This window comes from Streptomyces sp. NPDC057438, from assembly GCF_042802995.1.
Taxonomy (GTDB): domain Bacteria; phylum Actinomycetota; class Actinomycetes; order Streptomycetales; family Streptomycetaceae; genus Streptomyces.
Genome location: NZ_JBHVDD010000066.1, coordinates 36,539 through 57,080, shown reverse-complemented (window position 1 = coordinate 57,080; position 20,542 = coordinate 36,539). Strand labels below are relative to the sequence as shown.

The 20,542-nt window shown below is 74.5% G+C and carries 16 protein-coding genes and 1 pseudogene; 11 read left to right on the top strand and 6 right to left on the bottom strand.

Translation table 11 applies throughout. From position 1 onward, the window contains the following. A pseudogene (locus tag ACFU5F_RS29425) lies at positions 1 to 270 on the top strand (serine hydroxymethyltransferase); the annotation flags it as partial. A gap of 107 nt (positions 271 to 377) precedes the next feature. Further along, on the top strand, positions 378 to 1,745 hold the full coding sequence (locus tag ACFU5F_RS29420) for an L-serine ammonia-lyase (RefSeq protein ID WP_383893543.1): 1,368 nt from the start codon (positions 378 to 380) through the stop codon (positions 1,743 to 1,745). On the opposite strand, the gene ACFU5F_RS29415 is transcribed toward ACFU5F_RS29420, so the two are convergent. From ACFU5F_RS29415 to ACFU5F_RS29405, 3 genes are all read right to left on the bottom strand, one after another. After that, a complete protein-coding gene (locus ACFU5F_RS29415; RefSeq protein ID WP_383893541.1) occupies positions 1,732 to 2,397 on the bottom strand; it encodes a hypothetical protein in 666 nt (221 codons plus the stop codon). The two genes, ACFU5F_RS29420 and ACFU5F_RS29415, sit on opposite strands and share 14 nt — an antisense overlap. Positions 2,398 to 2,510: 113 nt before the next feature. Further along, on the bottom strand, positions 2,511 to 2,963 hold the full coding sequence (locus ACFU5F_RS29410; protein ID WP_383893538.1) for a DoxX family protein: 453 nt from the start codon (positions 2,961 to 2,963) through the stop codon (positions 2,511 to 2,513). 91 nt (positions 2,964 to 3,054) lie between these two features. Continuing rightward, positions 3,055 to 6,135, bottom strand: a complete 3,081-nt coding sequence (locus ACFU5F_RS29405; RefSeq protein WP_383893535.1) for an AAA family ATPase — start codon at positions 6,133 to 6,135, stop codon at positions 3,055 to 3,057. Positions 6,136 to 6,158: 23 nt separating this feature from the next. On the opposite strand from ACFU5F_RS29405, the gene ACFU5F_RS29400 reads away from it, so the two are divergent. The 4 genes from ACFU5F_RS29400 (at position 6,159) to ACFU5F_RS29385 (ending at position 10,150) form a co-directional block, all read left to right on the top strand. After that, positions 6,159 to 6,350 carry a hypothetical protein gene (locus ACFU5F_RS29400; RefSeq protein ID WP_383893532.1) on the top strand — a complete coding sequence of 64 codons (192 nt, stop codon included), beginning with the start codon at positions 6,159 to 6,161 and terminating at the stop codon, positions 6,348 to 6,350. A 198-nt stretch (positions 6,351 to 6,548) separates the two neighbouring features. Beyond that, positions 6,549 to 7,274 carry a LuxR C-terminal-related transcriptional regulator gene (locus tag ACFU5F_RS29395; RefSeq protein ID WP_383893529.1) on the top strand — a complete coding sequence of 242 codons (726 nt, stop codon included), beginning with the start codon at positions 6,549 to 6,551 and terminating at the stop codon, positions 7,272 to 7,274. A gap of 132 nt (positions 7,275 to 7,406) precedes the next feature. Next, positions 7,407 to 8,063 carry a DUF4255 domain-containing protein gene (locus ACFU5F_RS29390; protein WP_383893526.1) on the top strand — a complete coding sequence of 219 codons (657 nt, stop codon included), beginning with the start codon at positions 7,407 to 7,409 and terminating at the stop codon, positions 8,061 to 8,063. Next, a complete protein-coding gene (locus ACFU5F_RS29385; protein WP_383893523.1) occupies positions 8,060 to 10,150 on the top strand; it encodes an ATP-binding protein in 2,091 nt (696 codons plus the stop codon). The genes ACFU5F_RS29390 and ACFU5F_RS29385 overlap by 4 nt, the downstream gene beginning before the upstream one ends. Positions 10,151 to 10,276: 126 nt before the next feature. Here ACFU5F_RS29385 and ACFU5F_RS29380 read toward each other — a convergent pair whose 3' ends face one another. Both ACFU5F_RS29380 and ACFU5F_RS29375 read right to left on the bottom strand, forming a co-directional pair. Then, the gene (locus tag ACFU5F_RS29380; RefSeq protein WP_383893520.1) at positions 10,277 to 11,671 is read right to left on the bottom strand and encodes a ricin-type beta-trefoil lectin domain protein; all 1,395 of its coding nucleotides are present in this window, start codon (positions 11,669 to 11,671) and stop codon (positions 10,277 to 10,279) included. A gap of 95 nt (positions 11,672 to 11,766) precedes the next feature. Continuing rightward, on the bottom strand, positions 11,767 to 13,224 hold the full coding sequence (locus ACFU5F_RS29375; protein ID WP_383893517.1) for a hydrolase: 1,458 nt from the start codon (positions 13,222 to 13,224) through the stop codon (positions 11,767 to 11,769). 280 nt (positions 13,225 to 13,504) lie between these two features. Here ACFU5F_RS29375 and ACFU5F_RS29370 point away from each other — a divergent pair, with 280 nt between their 5' ends. From ACFU5F_RS29370 to ACFU5F_RS29355, 4 genes are all read left to right on the top strand, one after another. Beyond that, positions 13,505 to 15,082: a phage tail sheath family protein gene (locus ACFU5F_RS29370; RefSeq protein WP_383893514.1), complete on the top strand. Its 1,578-nt coding sequence runs from the start codon at positions 13,505 to 13,507 to the stop codon at positions 15,080 to 15,082. A 91-nt stretch (positions 15,083 to 15,173) separates the two neighbouring features. Further along, the gene (locus ACFU5F_RS29365) at positions 15,174 to 15,617 is read left to right on the top strand and encodes a phage tail protein (RefSeq protein ID WP_005480063.1); all 444 of its coding nucleotides are present in this window, start codon (positions 15,174 to 15,176) and stop codon (positions 15,615 to 15,617) included. Continuing rightward, positions 15,617 to 16,165 carry a hypothetical protein gene (locus ACFU5F_RS29360; RefSeq protein WP_383893510.1) on the top strand — a complete coding sequence of 183 codons (549 nt, stop codon included), beginning with the start codon at positions 15,617 to 15,619 and terminating at the stop codon, positions 16,163 to 16,165. Before ACFU5F_RS29365 ends, ACFU5F_RS29360 begins: the two co-directional genes overlap by 1 nt. Then, on the top strand, positions 16,162 to 16,320 hold the full coding sequence (locus ACFU5F_RS29355; RefSeq protein ID WP_013000546.1) for a DUF6760 family protein: 159 nt from the start codon (positions 16,162 to 16,164) through the stop codon (positions 16,318 to 16,320). Before ACFU5F_RS29360 ends, ACFU5F_RS29355 begins: the two co-directional genes overlap by 4 nt. Before the next feature lie 2,168 nt (positions 16,321 to 18,488). Here ACFU5F_RS29355 and ACFU5F_RS29350 read toward each other — a convergent pair. Beyond that, on the bottom strand, positions 18,489 to 18,638 hold the full coding sequence (locus ACFU5F_RS29350; RefSeq protein ID WP_383893506.1) for a hypothetical protein: 150 nt from the start codon (positions 18,636 to 18,638) through the stop codon (positions 18,489 to 18,491). A 1,472-nt stretch (positions 18,639 to 20,110) separates the two neighbouring features. Here ACFU5F_RS29350 and ACFU5F_RS29345 point away from each other — a divergent pair. Continuing rightward, positions 20,111 to 20,536 carry a phage tail protein gene (locus tag ACFU5F_RS29345; protein WP_383893503.1) on the top strand — a complete coding sequence of 142 codons (426 nt, stop codon included), beginning with the start codon at positions 20,111 to 20,113 and terminating at the stop codon, positions 20,534 to 20,536. Positions 20,537 to 20,542: the final 6 nt, after the last annotated feature.

The window sequence follows — 20,542 nt, the reverse complement described above, 5'->3', positions numbered from 1 at the left end:
GGACAGCAGGCCGAGGACCGCCTCCACGAGGTCGGCATCACCGTCAACCGCAACGCCGTCCCCAACGACCCGCGGCCGCCGATGGTCACCTCCGGTCTGCGCATCGGCACCCCCGCCCTGGCCACCCGCGGCTTCACCGCCGAGGACTTCACCGAGGTCGCCGACGTCATCGCCGAGGCCCTCAAGCCCTCGTACGACACCGAAGCCCTCAAGACCCGGGTCAAGGCCCTCGCCGACAAGCACCCGCTGTACCCGACGCTGGGTGAGTGACCCGGGCTTCACCGGTCCACACCCCGCATTCCGGGGCACCGCGCACACTGGGGAGTGAGCGCGGTGCCCCGCCCCCGCACCGCTCTCCCCCGTTCTGAGGAGTCACCGTGGCCATCTCGGTCTTCGACCTGTTCTCGATCGGTATCGGCCCGTCCAGCTCCCACACGGTCGGCCCGATGCGCGCGGCCCGGATGTTCGCGCGCCGGCTGCGCAACGAGGAGCTGCTCGCGGGCGTGGCCTCGGTCCGCGTCGAGCTGTACGGCTCGCTGGGCGCGACCGGCCACGGCCACGGCACCCCCAAGGCGGTGCTGCTCGGTCTGGAGGGCGCCTCCCCGCGGACCGTCGACGTGGAGTCGGCGGACGACCGCGTGGAGGCGATCAGGACGTCGGGGCGCATCCGCCTCCTCGACGACCACGAGATCCCGTTCTCCTTCGACAAGGACCTGGTCCTGCACCGCCGCAAGGCACTGCCGTACCACGCCAACGGCATGACCATATGGGCCCATGACGCGGCGGGCGCCGAGGTGCTGTCGAAGACGTACTACTCCGTCGGCGGCGGCTTCGTCGTCGACGAGGACGCGGTCGGAGCGGACCGCATCAAGCTCGACGACACCCCCCTGAAGTACCCCTTCCGCACGGGTGACGAGCTGCTCCGGGTGGCGAAGGAGACGGGTCTGTCGATCTCCGCGCTGATGCTGGAGAACGAGCGGGCCTGGCGCACCGAGGACGAGATCCGCTCCGGACTCCTCGACATCTGGGGGGTCATGCAGGCGTGCGTCTCCCGTGGCATGTCCCGCGAGGGCATCCTGCCCGGCGGTCTGAAGGTCCGCCGCCGCGCGTCCATGTCGGCCCGTCAGCTCCGGGCGGAGGGCGACCCGCTGGCCCGCTCCATGGAGTGGATCACGCTGTACGCGATGGCCGTGAACGAGGAGAACGCCGCCGGCGGCCGGGTCGTCACGGCCCCGACGAACGGCGCGGCCGGCATCATCCCCGCCGTCCTGCACTACTACATCAACTTCGTGCCGGGCGCCGACGAGGACGGCGTCGTGCGGTTCCTGCTGGCCGCCGGTGCCATCGGCCTGCTGTTCAAGGAGAACGCCTCCATCTCCGGCGCCGAGGTCGGCTGCCAGGGCGAGGTCGGCTCCGCCTGCTCCATGGCGGCCGGAGCGCTGGCCGAGGTGCTGGGCGGTTCCCCCGAACAGGTGGAGAACGCGGCCGAGATCGGCATGGAACACAACCTCGGCCTGACCTGCGACCCCGTCGGCGGCCTCGTGCAGATCCCCTGCATCGAACGCAACGGCATGGCGGCGGTGAAGGCCGTCACGGCCGCCCGTATGGCGATGCGCGGCGACGGCACCCACAAGGTGTCCCTCGACAAGGTCATCAAGACCATGAAGGACACCGGCGCCGACATGAGCGTGAAGTACAAGGAGACGGCGCGGGGCGGGCTGGCGGTCAACATCATCGAGTGCTGAGCGGACCGCCGTCCGACGGCTCGGGCTGCCGGCGGTCCGGGCGCAGGGCAGGGTCGAGCAGGTCCGGCGTGTGGCCGGGGTGGCCGTCCTCTTCCATGTGCTCGGTCGCGGCGAGGAAGTCGGCCTCGACGGGTGTCAGGTGCGCGATCAGCGTGTCGAGCGGGTGGGTGGCGACGAAGCGGGACCGGGTGCCGCCGACGAGCAGGACCGCGAGGGGCCGGTCGCCGCGCGGGGGCAGGCCGGGGTGGACGTCGCCGCCCCAGTACAGGACCGGGGTCTCGGTGCCGGGGTGGGCGAAGCGGCCCGCGCCGGCCAGCATCAGCAGCGCGGTGTGGGTGCCGGCCTCGTCACCGTGGTAGTCGTACAGATACGCCTCCAGCGTGTCGGCGCGGTGGCGGAGCAGGGTGAACCCCTGGGCGGCGCGCGGGGCGAGCAGCTGCGTGGGCGTCTTCTCCCGGTCGGCGCGGATGCCGGCCGGCGCCGACGGGTGGTGGGCGGCGATCCCGGTCAGGTCCCAGTCCGGACGGGCGCCGTCGGCGGCCCATCCCGTGTACATCTCGGAGGGGTTCTCGATGACGCCGAGGCCGGGCAGGGGTGTGCGGAGCCACTGCTCGAAGCCGTCGCGCGTCATCGGTACGCGGGTCGCGATCATGAACGAACGAGCGCCCGTCGGGTGCCTCCTCGGGCCGGGACCAGGGCTGTGCGCATGCGCCGCATGATCGTCCCACCCCCTGCCACCGCCTCCTGCCCGTCGGGGCGGCTCGGTCAGCGGGACGGCTCGGTGACCCGGTCGGGGCCGGGGCTGGTGCCGGTCTCACGGCGGGTCAGGCCCGCAAGCGACAGGGCGCCGGGGCCGGCGAAGACCAGCAGGAGGAAACCCCAGCAGAAGAGGACGGGGGCGAGGCCGCCGTTCTGAAGGGGGAAGAGGCCGTCCTTCTGGTGTTCCGTGAAGTAGGCGAAGGCCATGACGCCCGAGCTGAGGAACGCGGCGCCGCGGGTGGCGACGCCGAGGAGGACGAGGACGCCGCAGGTCAGCTCGATGACCCCGGCGTACCAGAAGGGCCAGTCGCCGACCGGGCTCGCCTTCCGGTCCAGGACGCCGAAGACCGTGGCGGCTCCCTCGCTGGCGAACAGCAGCCCCAGGACGATACGGAACAGTCCCAGTACGAGAGGCCGGCGCGTGTCGAGCCAGTCGTGCAGGCGCGGGGTGCTGCTCATGGTTGCTCCTCGGGTGTGGCGGCTGTGGGCGGGTGGCCCCTGCCCTCCCTACGCATGCGCCCGGGCTCCGGTTCAGTCGGTGCGTGGCCGCTCACGTGGTCTCGTCGGAGGTCGCGAGGGCCGCGCCGAGTTCCGCGCGGCGGCGGATGCCGAGCTTGCGGTAGGTGCTGGTCAGGTGGGTCTCCACGGTGCGGCGTGCGAGGTGCAGGAGCTGGGCTATCTCGGTGTTCGTGTGGCTCTGCGCGGCGAGTTCGGCGATCCGGCGCTCGGCGGCCGTGAGCGCGGACGGGCCCGTCAGTGCCGTCGCCGGGCGGCGGGCGCCGCCCTCGCGCAGGGCTTCCTCGGCGACCGCGCGCAGACGGCGCGCGCCGAGGCGTTCGGCGTGCTCGGCCGCCTCCCGGAACGCGTCGCGGGCCCGGGCCCGCTCCCCGGCGGCGGCGAGCGCCCGCCCCTGCGCCACGAGGGCCGGGATCAGCTCCGCCGTCACCGGCGAGCCGCCCGGCGCCCCGGCCCGTCGACGGCCGTCCGGTGCTCCGACCACCGCCCAGCCGCCGGTCGACGGCGCCTGGGAGGACCAGCCGCCCACGGCCCGTGCCAGGGCTCCGCCCGGCGCCCAGCCGTGCACGGAGGCCGCCTTCACGCGGGTGCCGCCCTGCTTCCAGCCCCCCTTGGCCGTCGCCGGCCCCCTGGCCGACAGCCGGCCGCCGCCCGCCGAAGCCGCGCTGCCGAGCGCCACGACAGCGGCTCCGCTCGTCCCCGCCGCCTCCTCGGGTACGCCGTCGACCCCCTGCCGCAGCGCCCGTACCGCCCGGTCGGCCAGCTCCAGGCCCCGGCGGCCGCCCGTCGCCGTGCCGAGCGCGGACAGGGCCCGGCCGAGGACGCGGGGGGTGTTCCAGACGGTGGCGAGACGGAGTTCCTGTTCGGCGAGGGCGAGGGCCTCCTGGGGGCGGCCGAGGGCGAGATGGCATGCGGCGGCGGCCGAACGCCAGGGGGTGACGACGGGGCTGACGACGTCGCGGGCCGACTGGCGGCGGCCGCACTCCAGGAAGTCGTCGAGTGCGGCGGCCGGATCGCCGGTGGCGGCGCGGAGGCGGCCGCGGGCGTGGAGGAACCGGTTCGCCTCCCAGGAGTCGTGGGCGTGCCGGACGTCGAAGCCGTCGGCGAGGCGGGCGGCCTCCTCCGTACGGCCGGTCTCCACGAGGGCGACGACCGCGTGGGCCAGCGCGTTGGCGGACTCGGGGCCGCCGGAGACCGCGCGGGCGACCTCGGGATCGGCGAGGACCTCCGCGTGGGCGCCCCGGGCGGCGGCGATGTCGATCCGGACGTTGAGGAGGGCCAGGTGCATGGGGTGCAGGAGGGAGGTGCGCTGGCCGCTGAGGCCGCGGTCGACGAGGCGTGCGGCCTCCTCCAGCTGGTCGGCCCACTGGGCGACGGCGGCGGCGGTGCCCAGCAGGAAGACCTCGGACAACGGATCGGCGGGCTGGGCGAGCAGGGCCCGGACGCGGTGCATCGCCGAGGCCGCCGAGGTCAGGCCGGCGGTGGCCTCGTAGCGCACGAGGAGGGCCTGTCCGGCGGTGCCGACCAGGTGGGGCGAGCGCTCGGCGGTCTCGCGCAGCCAGCGGTACACCTCCTGCCGTACGCCCTGGTCGTGGTCGGCGAGCAGCGCGGAGGCGGTCTGGACGGTGCGGATCAGGTCCGGGTGGCCCGTCAGGTGCTCGTCGCGCAGCCCGCGCAGCACGTCGACGGCGGCACGGGCCTCGCCGCGGCGGGCCAGGGCCGTGCCGAGGGCGACCGCGGCGTGGACGCGTTCGCGGGGCGGTCCGGGCAGCCGCATCGCCTCCGCGAGCCGGGGAATGCCGGCGGTGGAGCGCACGGTGGCGTACTCCAGGGAGCCCAGTTCGGTGAGGACCACGGTGCGGCGGGCGGCCGGCATGGGTTCGTCGAGGGCACGGCGGAGGAGGGCGAGGGCGTCGTCGCTGCGGTCGGCGCGGACCGCGAGGTCGGCGGCGTCCAGCAGGGCGCCGGTCGCCCAGGCCTCGCCGACGGGGCCGGAGCGCAGCAGCTGTCCGGCGACGGCCTCGGCCGGGTCGCCGCGGTGCAGCATCGCCTCGGCCGCGCGGCGGTGCGCGGCCTGGCGGTCGGCGCCGGCCCAGCCGCCGAGCACGGCGTCCCGCAGCAGCGGGTGGGCGTACCGGGGGCGCCTCTCGGAGTCGGGGCGGAGCAGGCCGAGGCGGGTCATCGCGGTGAGCCAGCCGGGTACGCGGGCGGGGTCCGCGCCGGCCGTCCGGGCGAGCAGGTCCGCGTCGGCCGCCACGGGGGTGTCCTCGTCGTCGAGCGCGGCGAGCGCGCGGGCGATGCCGGTGGTCGCGGGCCCGGCGCTGTCCAGCCACCAGGACACGGCGGCGGCGTAGGTGCCCGGATAGAGCGCGGCGCAGGTGTCCGGAAGGGCAGCCGGGAGGGTCCCGGGGGCGGAGTCACGGAGGTCGGCCAGCAGGGCGCGCAGCAGCAGGGGGCTGCCCGCGCCCGCCCGTAAGCAGTCGTCGACCCAGTCCGGCGGGGCGTCGCCGTGGAACGAACGGACCAGCCGCGCACCGGCGTCCGGGCTCAGCGGGGCCAGGGTGCGGGTGTGCACGAGGGCGGGGGAGAGGGCGTGCGCGAAGCCGTCCGCCGGGGGGTCGATGTCGTACTGGCTGCGCTCGGTGACCACCAGGAGCACCGGCAGGCGGTCGATGCGGCGCACGGCCTCGACGAGCCAGCGGCGGGACGGGCTGTCGGCGAGGTGCGCGTCGTCCACGGCGACGAGCAGCGGGGACTCGGCCGCGTAGGAGCGCAGCAGCCGCCACAGGCGCGCGGGCCTGCCCCGGTGCGGCTGGGTGCCCGGCGGGTCCGGCGCCTCGCCCGCGGCCTGGTCGAACTCCGGCCCGTGGGAGAGGAGTTGGAAGACAGTGTCGAAGGGTATGGTGCGGTGTTCGGGAGAGCAGCGGGCGCGCAGGACGCGCATGCCGTTGGCCGCCGCGTGGCCGGCCGCCGCCTCCAGGAGCGCGGTGCGGCCGGTGCCGGTGGCGCCCCGGAGCAGGACCAGACGGCCGGAGCCGGTCCGGGCGCGGACGGCCTCGGCGGCCAGCAGTTCCAGGGGTTCACGGCGTTCGAGAAGCGGTTCCGGCGCGCACATCGCTGTCTCCTGTCGTGGCTGTCGTGGCCGTCGTGGCCGTCGTGGCCGTCGTGGCCGTCGTGGCCGTCGTGGCCGTCGTGGCCGTGGTTGCTGTCGTGACGGTGGTTGCTGTCGTGATCGTGGTGGCCGCGGGGACCGTGGTTGCTGCTGTCATGACCTGGTTGCTGTGGTGTTCCGTGGTGGCTGTCGTGGAGTGTCGTTCTCCGCTTCCGTAGACGGCGTGGGGGCCGTCCGGGTGCACCGCTCGCGGAGGTCCGGCGGGAAATCTCCGCTGCCGGGCCCGTGGTGAATCTCGTGGTGTGTCTCGTGGTCCTCCACGATTGCGCGGCGCACACGACACACAGAAGGGTGAATCGAGCCCCTCGGCCACTCCTCTCACAGGAGCGGCGATTTCGTGCAAACGGGAGAAACGGTTGCGCAGCACATTCCGGACCGCGGACACGGCGGCGGCCACGGCCGCCGTCACCGGCACGGTCATCGGCCCGGTCCCCGCCGCGGCGGAGCACCAGGAGGCCCGGCGCCGGGTCCCGGTCGTCGTCCACACCCTCGACCCGCTCTCCCGCGCCGGGGTGCTCAGCCAGCTGCGCGGGCATCCGGTGATCGACCTCAGGGAGGACGCCGTGGTACGGCCGGGCACCGTGGCCGTGCTGGTCGGGGACACCCCGGACGAGCCGTTGCTGTCGGCGCTGCGCCGGATGGTGCGCAGTGAGGGGGCGCGGGCCGTCCTGGTCGTGGGCCTGATCCGCGAGACCGAGCTGCTGGAGGTCATCGAGTGCGGGGTCGGGGCCATCGTGTGGCGCCACGAGGCCACCCCGCACCGGCTGGCGCAGGCCGTGCTCGCGGCCTCGCGCGGGGACGGCGACCTGCCCGCCGATCTGCTCGGGCGGCTGATCAACCAGGTGGGGACGTTGCAGCGTTCCGTGGCCGGCCGCACCGGAGCGCCGCTGTCCGGCCTGGTGCCGCGTGAGATCGACGTCCTCCGGCTCGTCGCCGAGGGGATGGACACCGGCGAGATCGCGAGCAAGCTCTCCTACTCCGAACGCACCGTCAAGAACGTGATGCACGGGCTCACCACCCGGCTGCATCTGCGCAACCGGGCGCACGCGGTGGCCTATGCCCTCCGGGAAGGCTACATCTGATCGAACGGGCAGCCGGACCGGGCCTGTTGGGCAGCGCACCGTGCCCCCGCGTCGTCCCCGGCGTGTCTGGAGGGAGGAGCCCCCGGCGGACAGGATCGACGGACAGGCACACGACACAGCAGGAGCACGACCGTGATCCACGAGGTGGACGAGGTCCTCAAGGGACTGATCGGCGGTGGTGCCCTGGCCGGCTCCGGCATCGACGTCTCCTTCGAGGCACCGACCCGGGACTGGGCGGCCCGGCGCAACGCGCCCGCCGTCAACACCTATCTGTACGACATCCGGGAGGACGTCTCCCGTCGCCAACGCGGCCACATGCCGGTCCGTGACGAGCGTGACATCGTGGTGCGCCGTCGGCAGCCGCCCCGCTGGTTCCGGCTGTCGTACCTGGTCACCGCCTGGACCAAGCAGCCCCAGGACGAGCACCGGCTGCTCTCGGCGGTGCTGGCCACGCTGCTGCCGCACGAACTGCTGCCCGCCGACCGGCTCCCGGGCGCGCTCGGGGCGCTGGGCCTGACCGTGCCGCTGTCCGTGGCGGGACTGCACACCGAGTCGCGGTCCCTCGCGGAGATCTGGTCCGCGCTGGGAGGCGAGCTGAAGCCGTCCCTCGACCTCGTCGTCACCGTGCCCTTCCCGGCCTTCCCCGAGTACGACGCCGGTCCCCCGGTCACCGAGGGCGCGGCGATCCGCGTGCGCGGCATGGACGGCTCCCTGGAGGGCTCACAGGAGCGCGCGCACCGGCCGGACCGGCTTGCGTCCGCACCGGCCACCGGCGAGGGACGGCGTTGACCACTCCCACCTCCTCCCCCGTGCCTCGTGCTTCACCCGGCACCGACGCGATCCTCCTCCGGCTCGCCCGGCTGCGCGACCGCGTCGCCGCGCTGGTGGCCGAGCGCCGCGCGGGTGACCCGACGGCAGGGGATCCGCTGCGGGGGCTGTACGTGTCGGAGGAGGGCGTACGGCATCTGCTGGAGCCGTCGGCGGGCCCGTACGCCTCCGTGTTCGAGGACGCCGAGGGAGGCGAGGGGGGCATCCTGGGCGCCGAGACGGACCCGGGCGGTCCGCTGGAGCGGCTCGCGGGGCGGCTCGGGCTGACCGCGCTGGACACACGCGTCCTGCTGATCGCCCTGGCACCCGATCTGGACCGCTCCTACGAGCCGTTGTACGGGTATCTGAACGACGACGTCAGCAGGCGTCGGGCCACCGTAGGACTCGCGCTCGATCTGTGCGGGCTGCCCGTACATCTCGCGTGGGCGCGGGCCCGGTTCCTGCCCTCGGCGCCGCTGTGCGCGCTCGGACTGCTGACCGTGGAGGAGCCCGAACGGCCCTTCCTCGGGCGGGAACTGCGGGTCCCGGACCGGTTGGTCGCGCATCTTCTCGGCGACGACACGATGGACGCCGTACTGGTCGGCCAGGTGCGTCCGCTCGCGCCGCCGCCATCGTCGGTGGAGACGGGGGCGGGGGCAGGGGCGGGGGTCTCCGCGTCCGTGGAGGACGGCGGGTTCACCGCCAGGCTGGCGGGACGGCTGGCCGCCGCCCCGGTCACCGTGCATCTGCGGGAGCGGCGGGAGGGCGACGGGCTGATGCGGGCCTCGGCCGCCCTGGGCGCCGCCGGGATGGAGGCGCTGCACTTCACGCCCCCGGCGGCCGGGGACGAGGCGGCCCGGCTCCTGCCCCCGCTGCTGCGCGAGGCCCGGCTGCGCGGGTGCGCGGTCGTGGTGGCGCCCCTGCCGGAGAAGCCGGGGCCGTTGTTCCGGGGGCTGACGGCGCCCGACGTGTCCGTGCTGTTCACGGGGCCGCAGCCGTACGACCCGCAGTGGTGCGACCGTGATCCGCTGGTCCTCGACGTGCCCCGCCCGCCCTCGGGTGCCGTGGACGCCTGGGCGGCGGCGCTCGGTGCCGGGGCGGACGGGCCGGGGTTCGACCTGGCGGCCACGGTCGCCCCGTACCGGCTCGGCGGTGACCGGATCGAGCGGGCGGCCCGCGCGGCCGCCGGTCTCGCAGCGTTCGACGGCACCCGGGTGACCGCGGACCATCTGCGGCTGGCCGCGCGGCTGCAGTCGGCCTCCGGCCTGGAGCGGCACGCCCGCCGGATCCGCCCGGACGTCGGCTGGGACGACCTCGTCCTGCCGGACAAGCCCCTCGCCGAGCTGCGGGAACTGGCCCTGCGCGCCCGCCATCGCGACCGGGTGCTCGGCGACTGGCGGCTGAGCGCCGGGGGCGGCCGGGGCCGTGGGGTCCTGGGCCTCTTCGCGGGCGAGTCGGGCACCGGCAAGACGCTGTCGGCGGAGGTCGTGGCCGCCGAACTCGGCCTGGACCTCTATGTCGTGCAGCTCTCCTCGATCGTCGACAAGTTCGTGGGCGAGACCGAGAAGAACCTCGAACGGATCTTCACGGAGGCGGACCGCACGGACGCCGTGCTGCTCTTCGACGAGGCGGACGCGGTGTTCGGCAAGCGCTCGGAGGTCAAGGACTCCCACGACAAGTACGCCAACATGGAGAGCGCCTATCTGCTCCAGCGTCTGGAGTCCTTCGACGGCATCGCCCTGCTGACCACCAATCTGCGGGCCAACATCGACGAGGCGTTCACCCGGCGGCTGGATCTGGTGGTCGACTTCCCGTTCCCGGACACCGCCCAGCGGCTGGCCCTGTGGCGGCACAGTCTCGCCGCGGTGCCCGGCGCGGACGACACCGACCCGGCGGCGGTCGCCCGTGACTTCGAGCTGGCCGGCGGTTCCATCCGCAGCGCGGTCGTCACCGCCGCCTACGCCGCCGCCGGGCGCGGCGGTCCGGTGACCACGACCGACCTGCGGGAGGGCGCCGAGCGCGAGTACCGCAAGGCCGGGCGGCTGGTGCCGGGCGAGGGCACCTGGTAGCGGGGCCCGGCGGCCGGCGACGGCGGGAGCCTGCGGGCCGGGCTCGTCAGCGGCCGGGAACGACGGGAGCACCGGGGCCGGCGGACGGCGGGAGCGTCCGGGCCGGGTCGCTCCCGCCGAACAGGGCTACTTCACGCGCCACTTCTGGTTGGGCGTGCCCGCGCACGTCCACAGCTGGAGCCTGGCGCCGTCGCCGGTGGCGTTGTCCTTCACGTCGACGCACTTGTCGGCCTGCGGGTTGACCAGGTCCCCGGCGGTGCTGAGCACGAACTGCTGGGCGGGGTTGCCGCTGCACCGGGCGAGCTGGATGACGGCGCCGTCGTCGCGGGAGCCCCACGCGACGTCCATGCACAGGCCGAGGGAGCGCACGGTGCCGTCGCCCCGGAAGTCCCACTTCTGGTTGGCGGTGCCTGCGCAGTCCCAGATCTGGAGCGGGGTGCCGTCCTTGCCCTTGCCGTTCTTCGCGTCCGTGACGTCGACGCAGCGGTCCGAGCCCTCGCCGATGATGGCGAAGCCCCTGGCCGCGGCGGGCTTCTTCGCCGTGGGCTTCGTGTCCGGCTCCTGCCGCGCGCCGGACCCGGATCCCCCGGAGCCGGAACCGCCCGAGCCCGAACCGGAGCCCGGGTTCCCGGGCTGCTCGTCCTGCTTCTCCTCCGGGGGAGCCTCGGGCGTCTGAGACGGGAGCGGCGCCGCCGAGATGCTCGGCGGCGGTGCCATCGCGGACGGGCTGCCGCTCGGCAGGGCCGTCGTACCGGCCTGCTGGAGGTCGGTCGCGGCGCTGGTGACCCTGGGCTGGTAGGCGAACCACAGCGTCACGAAGGTGACCGCCAGGGCCACGGCCAACCCGAGGCAGGTGGCGAGCGGGCCCGGCAGGAACCCCCGCTGGACATAGGTGCCGTCGACCGGGTGCGGTGCGACGCCCGCCCGCTGGACGGTGAGCGCGTACGGTCTCTCCTCCTTGGACCCGAACCAGATGATCTGTCTCGGCTTCAGGGTGGCCTTCACGAACGCGGCACGGCCGGGCTCGATCTGGACGTTGCTCGGGTGGAGGTCGTACGACAGCTGGTCACCGTTGTCGCTGCCGCTGACGGCGGCGGTGACCCTGGTGTTGCCCAGGTTGTCGATGGCCAGCTTCGGCCGTCCGCGGAAGCGCCCCTTCACCGTCGGCGGGACCAGCTCCGCCCGCACCTCCGTGAAGGGCGTGATCGTCAGGTTCCCTTCCGGAACCGTCGTCGCCTCCGGGTACTGGGTCGGCGTGATCCGCACCGCGTACGGGTTCGGGCCCGCCGTCGCGTCCGGGGTCCGGGGCGGGGAGAACGTCAGCTCCACCGAACCCGTCGTCCCCGGATACAGCCGTAGCGTCTGCGGCTCCACCGTCGTCCACGGCGCGAGGTCACCGACCGGCTCGAAACGGTACTCGTCCACGACGTCACCGGTATTGCGCAGCCGCAGCCGCACCGTCGCAGTGCCGCCGGGATCCACCGCGGCCGACGCGGGTTCCAGAGAAGTCCAAAGGCTCACAGAGGGACGCTACGCGGCGGGCCGCGTCCGGTCAGGAGCCGTCGGGGCAGGCACGGCTGCCCCGACGGCCACTGGCTGCGGCCCCAACGGCCTTGTCACACCGTGAACTTGACGGCTTCGAGCCAGACGCCGTTGTCGAGGGTGCCGCCGAAGATGTAGTGCTCCCCCTCGTTGGGCTTGTCGCAGGCCAGGTTCTGCCAGCCCCGGTCCTTCTGGTGGACCGCCTGGCAGACTCCCTTGCCGCCCTCGTCGACGTTGATGGTGAAGCCCAGCAGGTCCGGGGCGCCCGCCTTGGAGCTGCCGAAGTAGTTGTCGAAGCCGTCCTTCGCGCTCGACCAGGGCTTCGGGTAGTGGCCCTGGCCGTTGGTGGAGTCGGGATTGTGGACGAACGCGGCACTGGCCGTGCCGTTGACGCCGGACACCGCGATGTTGAGGGCCTTGAGCGACCGGCCCTGGCCCACCGTGCCGGCCGTGTCGCCGTCGCACTCCGGGGCGGTCCAGCCCTTGCCGGTCACGAAGGCGCGGTAGCAGATGTGCCGGCCGCCCGGGTCCGCCGCAGCCAGCTGCCGGACCGCGGTCGCGGCCGTGGGCGCGCGCTTCTTCTTCTCTTCGGACCCACCGCCGGACCCGCCACCGCTGCCGTCGCCGCTCCCGCCACCACCGGCGGTCGCCGCCTCCGTCTCCGTGGCCTGCGGGGGCGGCGAGGAGGCGGGCGGGGCGGAGGGCGTGGGCGGCGGTGGGGTCGACGCGGGCGCCGAGGGGCTGGGCGGCAGCGTGCTGACCCCGGCCTTCTGCAGCTCATCTGCCGCACTGACGACCCTGGGCTTGTAGGCGATCCAGAGGGTCAGGAAGGTGATCGCGAGGGCGAGGCAGATCGCGAGGCAGGTGGCGAGCCAGCCCGGCAGGAAGCTCCGCTGGACGTAGGTGCCTTCGACGTCGAGGGGTGTGACCCCCGACCGCTTCACCGCGAGGGTGTAGGGCCGCTCCTCCTTCGACCCGAACCACGTGATCTGCCGCGGCTTCAGCGTGGCCTTCACGAACGCGGCACGACCCGGCTCGATCTGCACATTGCTCGGATGGAGGTCGTACGACAGCTGGTCACCGTTGTCACTGCCACTCACCGACGCCGTGACCTTCGTATTGCCCAGGTTGTCGATGGCCAGCTTCGGCCGCCCCCGCAAACGCCCCTTCACCGTCGGCGGGACCAGCTCCGCCCGCACCTCCGTGAAGGGTGTGATCGTCAGGTTCCCTTCCGGAACCGTCGTCGCCTCCGGGTGCTCGGTCGGCAGGATCCGCACCGCGTACGGGTTCGGGCCCGCCGTCGCGTCCGGGGTCCGGGGCGGGGAGAACGTCAGCTCCACCGAACCCGTCGTCCCCGGATACAGCCGCAACGTCTGCGGCTCCACCGTCGTCCACGGCGCGAGGTCACCGACCGGCTCGAATCGGTACTCGTCCACGACGTCACCGGTATTGCGCAGCCGCAGCCGCACCGTCGTACTGCTCCCCGGGTCCACGGTCGCGGAGGCGGGTTCGAGGGAAGTCCACAGGCTCACGTCAGGACGCTACCGAGCAGGCGGGAGCCGGGTCAGGAGGAGAAGAGGCACGGTCGCGGTGCCCGAAAGGGCAGCGCGCGCGGGCACGAGGGCGCTCACCGGGACGCCGGCGGCGGGCCGGTGCGAGTCGGCGGCCCGCGGGGCGGCGGCGCCGGCCGGCCCGACTGCCCCTGGGGGCAACGGGCGTGCCCCCGATCAGGTACCGGAGGACGTTTCGACGGACGCGCTTCGCGCGTGAGGGTGAGAGGCGACCTGTCTCGTACCCCAAGGAGAGCAGAGCATGCCGTCCTACCTGTCGCCGGGCGTCTACGTCGAGGAGGTGGCCAGCGGCTCGCGTCCCATCGAGGGTGTGGGCACCTCGGTCGCCGCCTTCGTCGGTCTGGCCCCGACCGGTCCGCTGAACGAGCCGACGCTGGTGACCAACTGGTCCCAGTACGTCGCCGCCTTCGGCGAGTTCACCGACGGCTACTACCTCGCGCACTCGGTGTACGGGTTCTTCAACAACGGCGGCAGCGCCGCGTACGTCGTGCGGGTCGGCGGCACCGACCAGGGCGGCGCGTCCACGGGCGGCCAGGCCGCGGTGACGGGTACCGCCGCGCCGGCCGCGCTGCCGCCGGGCGAGCCGAAGCAGCTGGGCACCTTCAGTGTGACCGCCATCGCGGGCGGTTCGCTGAGCGTCGAGGTCGCCGACCCCGAGGGAGAGGGTCCGGCCGAGCGGTTCCGGCTGATCGTCAAGGACGGCGACAAGCAGGTCGAGACCTTCGACGTGACCGCCAAGAAGGGCGGCCGCAACTACGTCGTCACGCAGGTCAAGGAGCGCTCCAAGCTCATCACGGTCCAGGAGACGGCACCGGCCGCGCAGCTCGCGCGCCCCGACAACCAGACCGTGGCGCTGGCGGCCCCGGCCGCCCCCGCGCCCGTCGCGCCGGCCGCGGCGGACGACGGCCACCCCGGCCCCGCCCAGTATCTCGGCGACTCCTCCGACCGCACGGGCTTCGGCGGCCTGGAGGCCGTGGACGAGATCTCCATGGTCGCGGTGCCGGACCTGATGGCGGCCTACCAGCGGGGCGCGATCGACCTGGAGGCCGTCAAGGCGGTCCAGCTCGGTCTGATCGCGCACTGCGAGCTGATGGGCGACCGGGTCGCCGTCATCGACCCGCCGCCCGGCCTCAACGCCCGTCAGATCCGCGTCTGGCGCCAGGAGACCGCCGGGTACGACTCCAAGTACGCGGCCCTCTACTACCCCTGGATCAAGGTCTTCGACCCGGCCAGCGGCCAGTCCCGGGTCATCCCGCCGAGCGGCCACGTCGCCGGCGTCTGGGCCCGCAACGACTTCGAGCGCGGTGTGCACAAGGCGCCCGCCAACGAGGTCGTACGCGGCGCGGTGGATCTCGAACTCCAGATCACCCGTGGCGAGCAGGACCTGCTCAACCCCATCGGCGTCAACTGCATCCGTGCCTTCCCCGGCCGCGGCATCCGCGTCTGGGGCGCCCGCACCATGTCCTCCGACCCGGCCTGGCGCTACCTCAACATCCGCCGGTACTTCAACTACCTGGAGGAGTCGATCCTGATCGGCACCCAGTGGGTGGTGTTCGAGCCGAACGACCACGCGCTGTGGGCCCGGATCCGGCGCAACGTCTCCGCGTTCCTGGTCAACGAGTGGCGCAGCGGCGCCCTCTTCGGCCAGCGGCCCGAGGACGCGTACTACGTCAAGTGCGACGAGGAGACGAACCCGCCGGAGTCGGTCGACCTCGGCCGGGTCATCTGCGAGATCGGCATCGCCCCGGTCAAGCCCGCCGAGTTCGTGATCTTCCGGCTGGCGCAGTTCTCCAGCGGCAGCGGGGAGCTGGAGGAGTAGGCCGTCGCCGGCCCGCGCCCACCAGCGTTCGCGCACCAGCCCTTTCCCCAGCCCCAGCCCCTGCCCGCCCCCTTAGAAGGACACAGAACAGATGAGTCTCGCGCCGGGTGACGCCCTTACCTCACACAATTTCGGCCTGCAGATCGACGGGGTGATGGTCGAGTACCTCGCGGAGGTCAGCGGCCTCACCCTCGAACAGGACGTCATCACGTACCAGCAGAACTCCGCGCAGGGCCGGCCCGAGGTCAACCTGCTGCCCGGTGTGCAGAAGAACGGGCAGTGCACCGTGGTCCGCGGTATGACCCAGTCGGCCGCGTTCAACACGTGGATCAACGACTCCATCAACGGCCAGATGAGCTCGGCGCGCAAGAACGCGTCGATCATCATGATGGATTACCAGAACAACCCGGTGAAGCGGTACAACATGCGCAACGCCTGGTGCAGCAAGATCGACGCGAGCACCCTGAAGGCCGGCGAGGCCTCCGCGCTCACCGAGACCGTGACCATCGTCTTCGAAGAACTGGTCATCGAGTAATGCGGCGCACGGCTGGCAGGGCGGGCGCGGGCGCCGGCTCGATCGTGGACGTCCCCGGTGCGGGTGCGGCGGGTGCGGTGGCGGGGGCCGGGGACGAGGCGGCTTCGGTCGCGTCCCCCTTCCCCACCACCGCCGTCCCTCCCGCCGCCGCCCCGGCCGCCCCGCCGGTGGCGCAGCGGCTGCGGACGGAGTTCCCGTTCGAACTGCCGCGTGGGTATGTCGACGAGGCGGGGAACGTGCACCGGGAGGGCGTGATGCGTCTCGCCACCGCCCGGGACGAGCTGATCCCGCTCCGGGACGTCCGCGTCCAGGAGAACCCGGCGTATCTGTCGGTCGTGCTGCTCGGCCGGGTCATCACCCGGCTGGGCAACCTGCCGATGGTCCACGACGGGATCGTGGAGAACATGTTCGCGTCCGACCTCGCCTTCCTCCAGGACTTCTACCGGCAGGTCAACGCCGAGGGACACACCCGCGCGGCCGTGGAGTGCCCCCACTGCTCCGAGCCCTTCGAGGTCGAACTCGGCGGGAGCCGCCTGGGGGAATCGTGACGTACGCGACCGACCGGCTGCACGAGGAGATCGCGTACGTCGCCTACCACTTCCACTGGGGCTTCGAGGAGATCCTCGACCTCGAACACCACGACCGCCGCCGCTACACCGAACAGATCGCGTCCCTCGTGACACGGGGCGGGGCGGAGGGCTGACACGTGGGGTTCTTGGATCGGCTACGCGGTGGCTCGGGACGCGGCGCCGGGACCGACGCGGTCGGCGCGGCCGGCGCGGCCGGGGGCGGCTCAAGCGACGGTTCGGCCCGGGGCGGCTCAGGCGTTGATTCGACGTCGGCGCATGCCGCGTCCGCGGCTCCGGGGGGTGCCTCGGGGCGTGGCTGGCAGGGGCTGGCGCCGATGCGGCGGGCCGTCGAGGGGCGGGCCGCTGTCGCGGACTCCGGCTTCAGCGGACGGTTGAGCACCTGGCAGAACCCGTCCTTCACCGGAACCCTGTCCCATGCCGTGCTGCCCGGAGCGCCGGGCGGGCTGGTCAGGGACGTCCTCACCACCTCGGCCGCGCCGGTCGCCGGCCTCGAACTGCCCTCGCGCACCCTGCCGGTGGCGAGCGGCGAGGCCGCGCCCCGCGCCGACGCGCCCGGCGACGCCCTGCCGGTGCAACGCGCGCCGTACCAGGTCACGCCGTCCCGCCCGGCCGGCCCCCGGGTGACTCCCGTGCCGCCCCGGAGCGCCCGTCCGGCCCTGTTGACCAAGGTCCCCAGCGCACCGCCGGCCGTTCAGCGCCGCACGCTGCCCACGGCACGGCCTTCTCACGCGGCGCGGAGCACACGCTCCGAGGGCGCGGCGCCGGGTGGCGCTGCCCGGCCCACGGCAGCGGACGGTGTGGCGCCCGGCCCGGTGATACCGAGCGGGACCCGGGGTGATGCCTCGCGCGGCACCCCGCCGTCGGACAGCGCCCCCGCCCTCGCCTCCACCCACGCCCCGGCCCCTGTCGGCCGGACGGCATCGGGCACCACGAACACGTCGGACGGCCACCCGGCGGTGTCCGGCGGCTCCGCACCCGGGCATCCGACGGAAGGGGCGGCACCGTCCGGCCGCGCGGCCGTGGACGGAACACCACCGAGTCACGCGGCCGTGTACGGAACACCACCGGGCCGCACGGTCGCGACCGGAGCCGCGTTCGGTCACGTCGCCGGCGGTGGAGCACCGTCGGACAGCGCGGTCGTCGGTGCCGGCCCGTCCGGCCGGGCGGTTGTCGACACGGCCCCGTCCGGCCACAGGGGCCCGGGTGCGGCCTCCGATGACATGACGCTGTTGCAGCGTTCGGTGTCGGGTGGCGTCGCGCCGGGAAGTACGCCGCCGCCGAGGCCTACGACCACCGGGTCCACCACGTCCGGGCCGGCGGACCCGGATGCGGGTCAGGTCGACACGTCCGTCAGCCCTCCAGGGGCGACGACGCGACCGGTAGCCGCCGTCGGCGTCCCCGAGGGGGGTCGCGCCGACATGGTCACCGGTTCCGTCGACGCGGCAGCCGACCTCGGCCGCGCGGGACGGGACCTCCAGCGGGCGGCGCCCCGCTCGGGCCGTACGCCGACGGCCTCCGGTGCCACGCCGGCCGCCGCGACGGCAACCGGCCACCCTCAGGGCACCCCCGCCGCAACGCGGCCGGCCGAGGCCACCGTGCAGCGGGCGGTGCCGGACCCTGCCCGTGGGGCAGCGCACCCCGGCCCGGCGGCGGCACCGAGCCCCGGCCCTCAGAGCACTGCCACCCCCGGACACAGCGCGGTCGCCCGTCGGCCGACCGCGCCCGGAACAGGCCGTACGGCAGCGAACCCCGGCCCGGCGACAGCCCCGGCTGCACCGACAGGCTCCGGCAGCACTCGGCCCGGCCCTCCTCAGGGCACCCCCGCCGCCGGACCGACCGAGGTCACCGTCCGACGAGCGACAGACCACCCGGGCCGTACGGCAGCGGGCTCCCGCGGCACCGCCCCCGCCACGACGGCACGCGGCACCGACGACGCTGTCCCCACGCCCCGCAGCACCCCGGCCGCCCCCCGGCCGACCGAGGCCGCCGTCCAGCGCGCCGCCCACGCAGGCCGTGCTGCGGCGGACGACCGCACGACGGCGCCGGGCCCCGCCCCGCAGAGCACCACCGCCACCCCGGAATCGGCTGAGGCCACCGTCCAGCGAGCAGCGACCGCGTCCAGCGGTGCGTCGGCCCACGCCCCCACCCACGCGACGGACACCGGCTCGGCCGCGGCACCGACCGCGCCCCGCGCCACCGCGCGCGCGGCCACGGACATCGCCCGACAGCCCGTTGCGGGATCGGGCGGCACACAGGCCACGGCATCCGGTACGACACCACGTCACCGTCGCACGCCCGGCGCCGCAAGCACCCCGGCGACCGGCCCCGCCGGCACCCCCCACTCCGGCGCGTCCGCCGACACCAGCACCGGCGCCCCTGCCAGCAGCAGGTCCATGGCCAGCCCCGGCCGCACGGCCGCCCACGCACCCACACCCGCACCCGCACCCGCCGGAGCCGCAGTCCCTCCCCTCACCAGCAGCACACCCTCAGCCACCGGCAGCCGGCGAGCGGCAGCCGGTGGCGGCGTTGCACCGGCCGCCTCCCCCGACGCGCCCACCGCCCCCGGCGGTCCGGCCGCCCGGGCCAACCCTGCACACCCCCGCACCCCCGGTGGAGCCAGGCGGGTAGGGCTCGGCGCTCCCACCTCCGGCCCCGTCCCGATGGCCGACCCCGCCCCCGCGCCGACCCCGTTCACCCCGGCGGCGCCGGCACCCGCTCCCCGTCAGCGCCCCCTCCTGGGCGCCCCCCTCACCACCCCGCCCCAGGACGCTCAGCCCCTCTCCCCCCGCAAGCCCTCCGGCGGCGCCGGCACCCACCCGTCGCCCCCTCCCCTGCAGCGGACGACAGCGGCACAGCAGCCGAAGGCGAACCACCCTCCGGTGGTCCCCCTGCAGTCCACCGGCCAGGGACAGCGCCCCGGCGAGGCGCGGGGAAGCGTGCGACCGGCCGCCCCCACCCCGCAGCCCCCCGCGCTCCCCGCCCGGCGCGCTCTCGAACGACCGAACGCTCCGGCACCCACGCCCCCTGCAACACCCTCCTCCGCGCCCGCTTTCGCCCCCTCATTCACTCCCGTACGCCCCCTCACGCCCACCCGCGCTCTCACCTCGGCCCTGCCCACCACTACGGCACCCCCCGCGCTCCAGCGTCGGGCCGCCCGCCCCGCCGTACCCCTGCGCCGCCCCGCCCCCACCCACGACCACCGCACAGCCCCGGGCGCCGGCCACGCCGTACAACGCCTCACGGCCAACCAGCCTGCGAAGCCGCACCACCCCGGCGGGGGGGCCCCCCCCCCCCCGCCCCCCCCCCCCCCCCCCCACGCCCACCCCCCCGGGCGGCCGCGCCCACCCGCCCGCCCCGCCCCGCCCCGCGCTCCCCCTCGCCGCCGCCCCCAAGACACCCGCCACCCCCACCACCCCCCTCGTCACCCCACGCGCACGCACGCTCCCGCCCACGCCCTCACCCCCACCACCATCCGCACCAGCACCAGCACCAGCACCCGCACCCGCACCCGCACCCGCACCCGCTCAGGTTCAGGTTCAGGTTCAGCGAGCCCCGAATGCCACGACCTCAGCCGTCTCGCCCGTCACGGCGTCGGCACCGGCCCCAGCCGCCTCGGCCACCACCCCGGCCAAGGCCGACCGCACCTCCCCCGCGCCCCCCGCCGCCTCGTTCGACCCCCGCACGCTCACCGACTTCCAGCTCGACGAGCTGACGCACAAGCTCATCGGCCGCATCACCCGCCTCGTCCGCACCGAACTCCGCCTCGACCGCGAACGCGTCGGCCGGCTCCGCGACCCCCGCCACTGACCCCCGCCACCGACCTCCGGACACACCCACCGCCCGCCGCCGGCCCAGGCCCGCGCAACCGGCGCCGCCCCCGCACCACCAGAAAGGCCCTTCCCGATGTCCCGCGATCTCGACCCGGGCTCCACCATCTTCTTCACGCTGACGATCGACGGCGAGAGTCTCGGCTACTTCAACGGGTGCGAAGGGCTCTCCTCGACCGTGGAGATCGAGCAGCGCCAGGAGGGCGGGAACAACGGGTTCGTCTGGCAGTTCCCGTCGCGGGTCACGTTCTCGAACATCCGGCTGACGAGGCCGCTGACACCGGACACGGCCAAGGTCGCGGCCTGGATCTCGTCCGTCGCGACGGGCGTGAAGCGGCCGACGGCCCAGATCGCGGCGCTGCGCGCGGACGGCTCGGAGGTCGCGCACTGGGGGCTGATCGACGTCCTGCCGGTGAGCTGGCAGGGGCCGTCCCTGGACCCGGCCAGTCCGAGCGTGGCGACCGAGGTGCTGGAGATCGCGCACCACGGGTTCACGGACTGAGGGGCG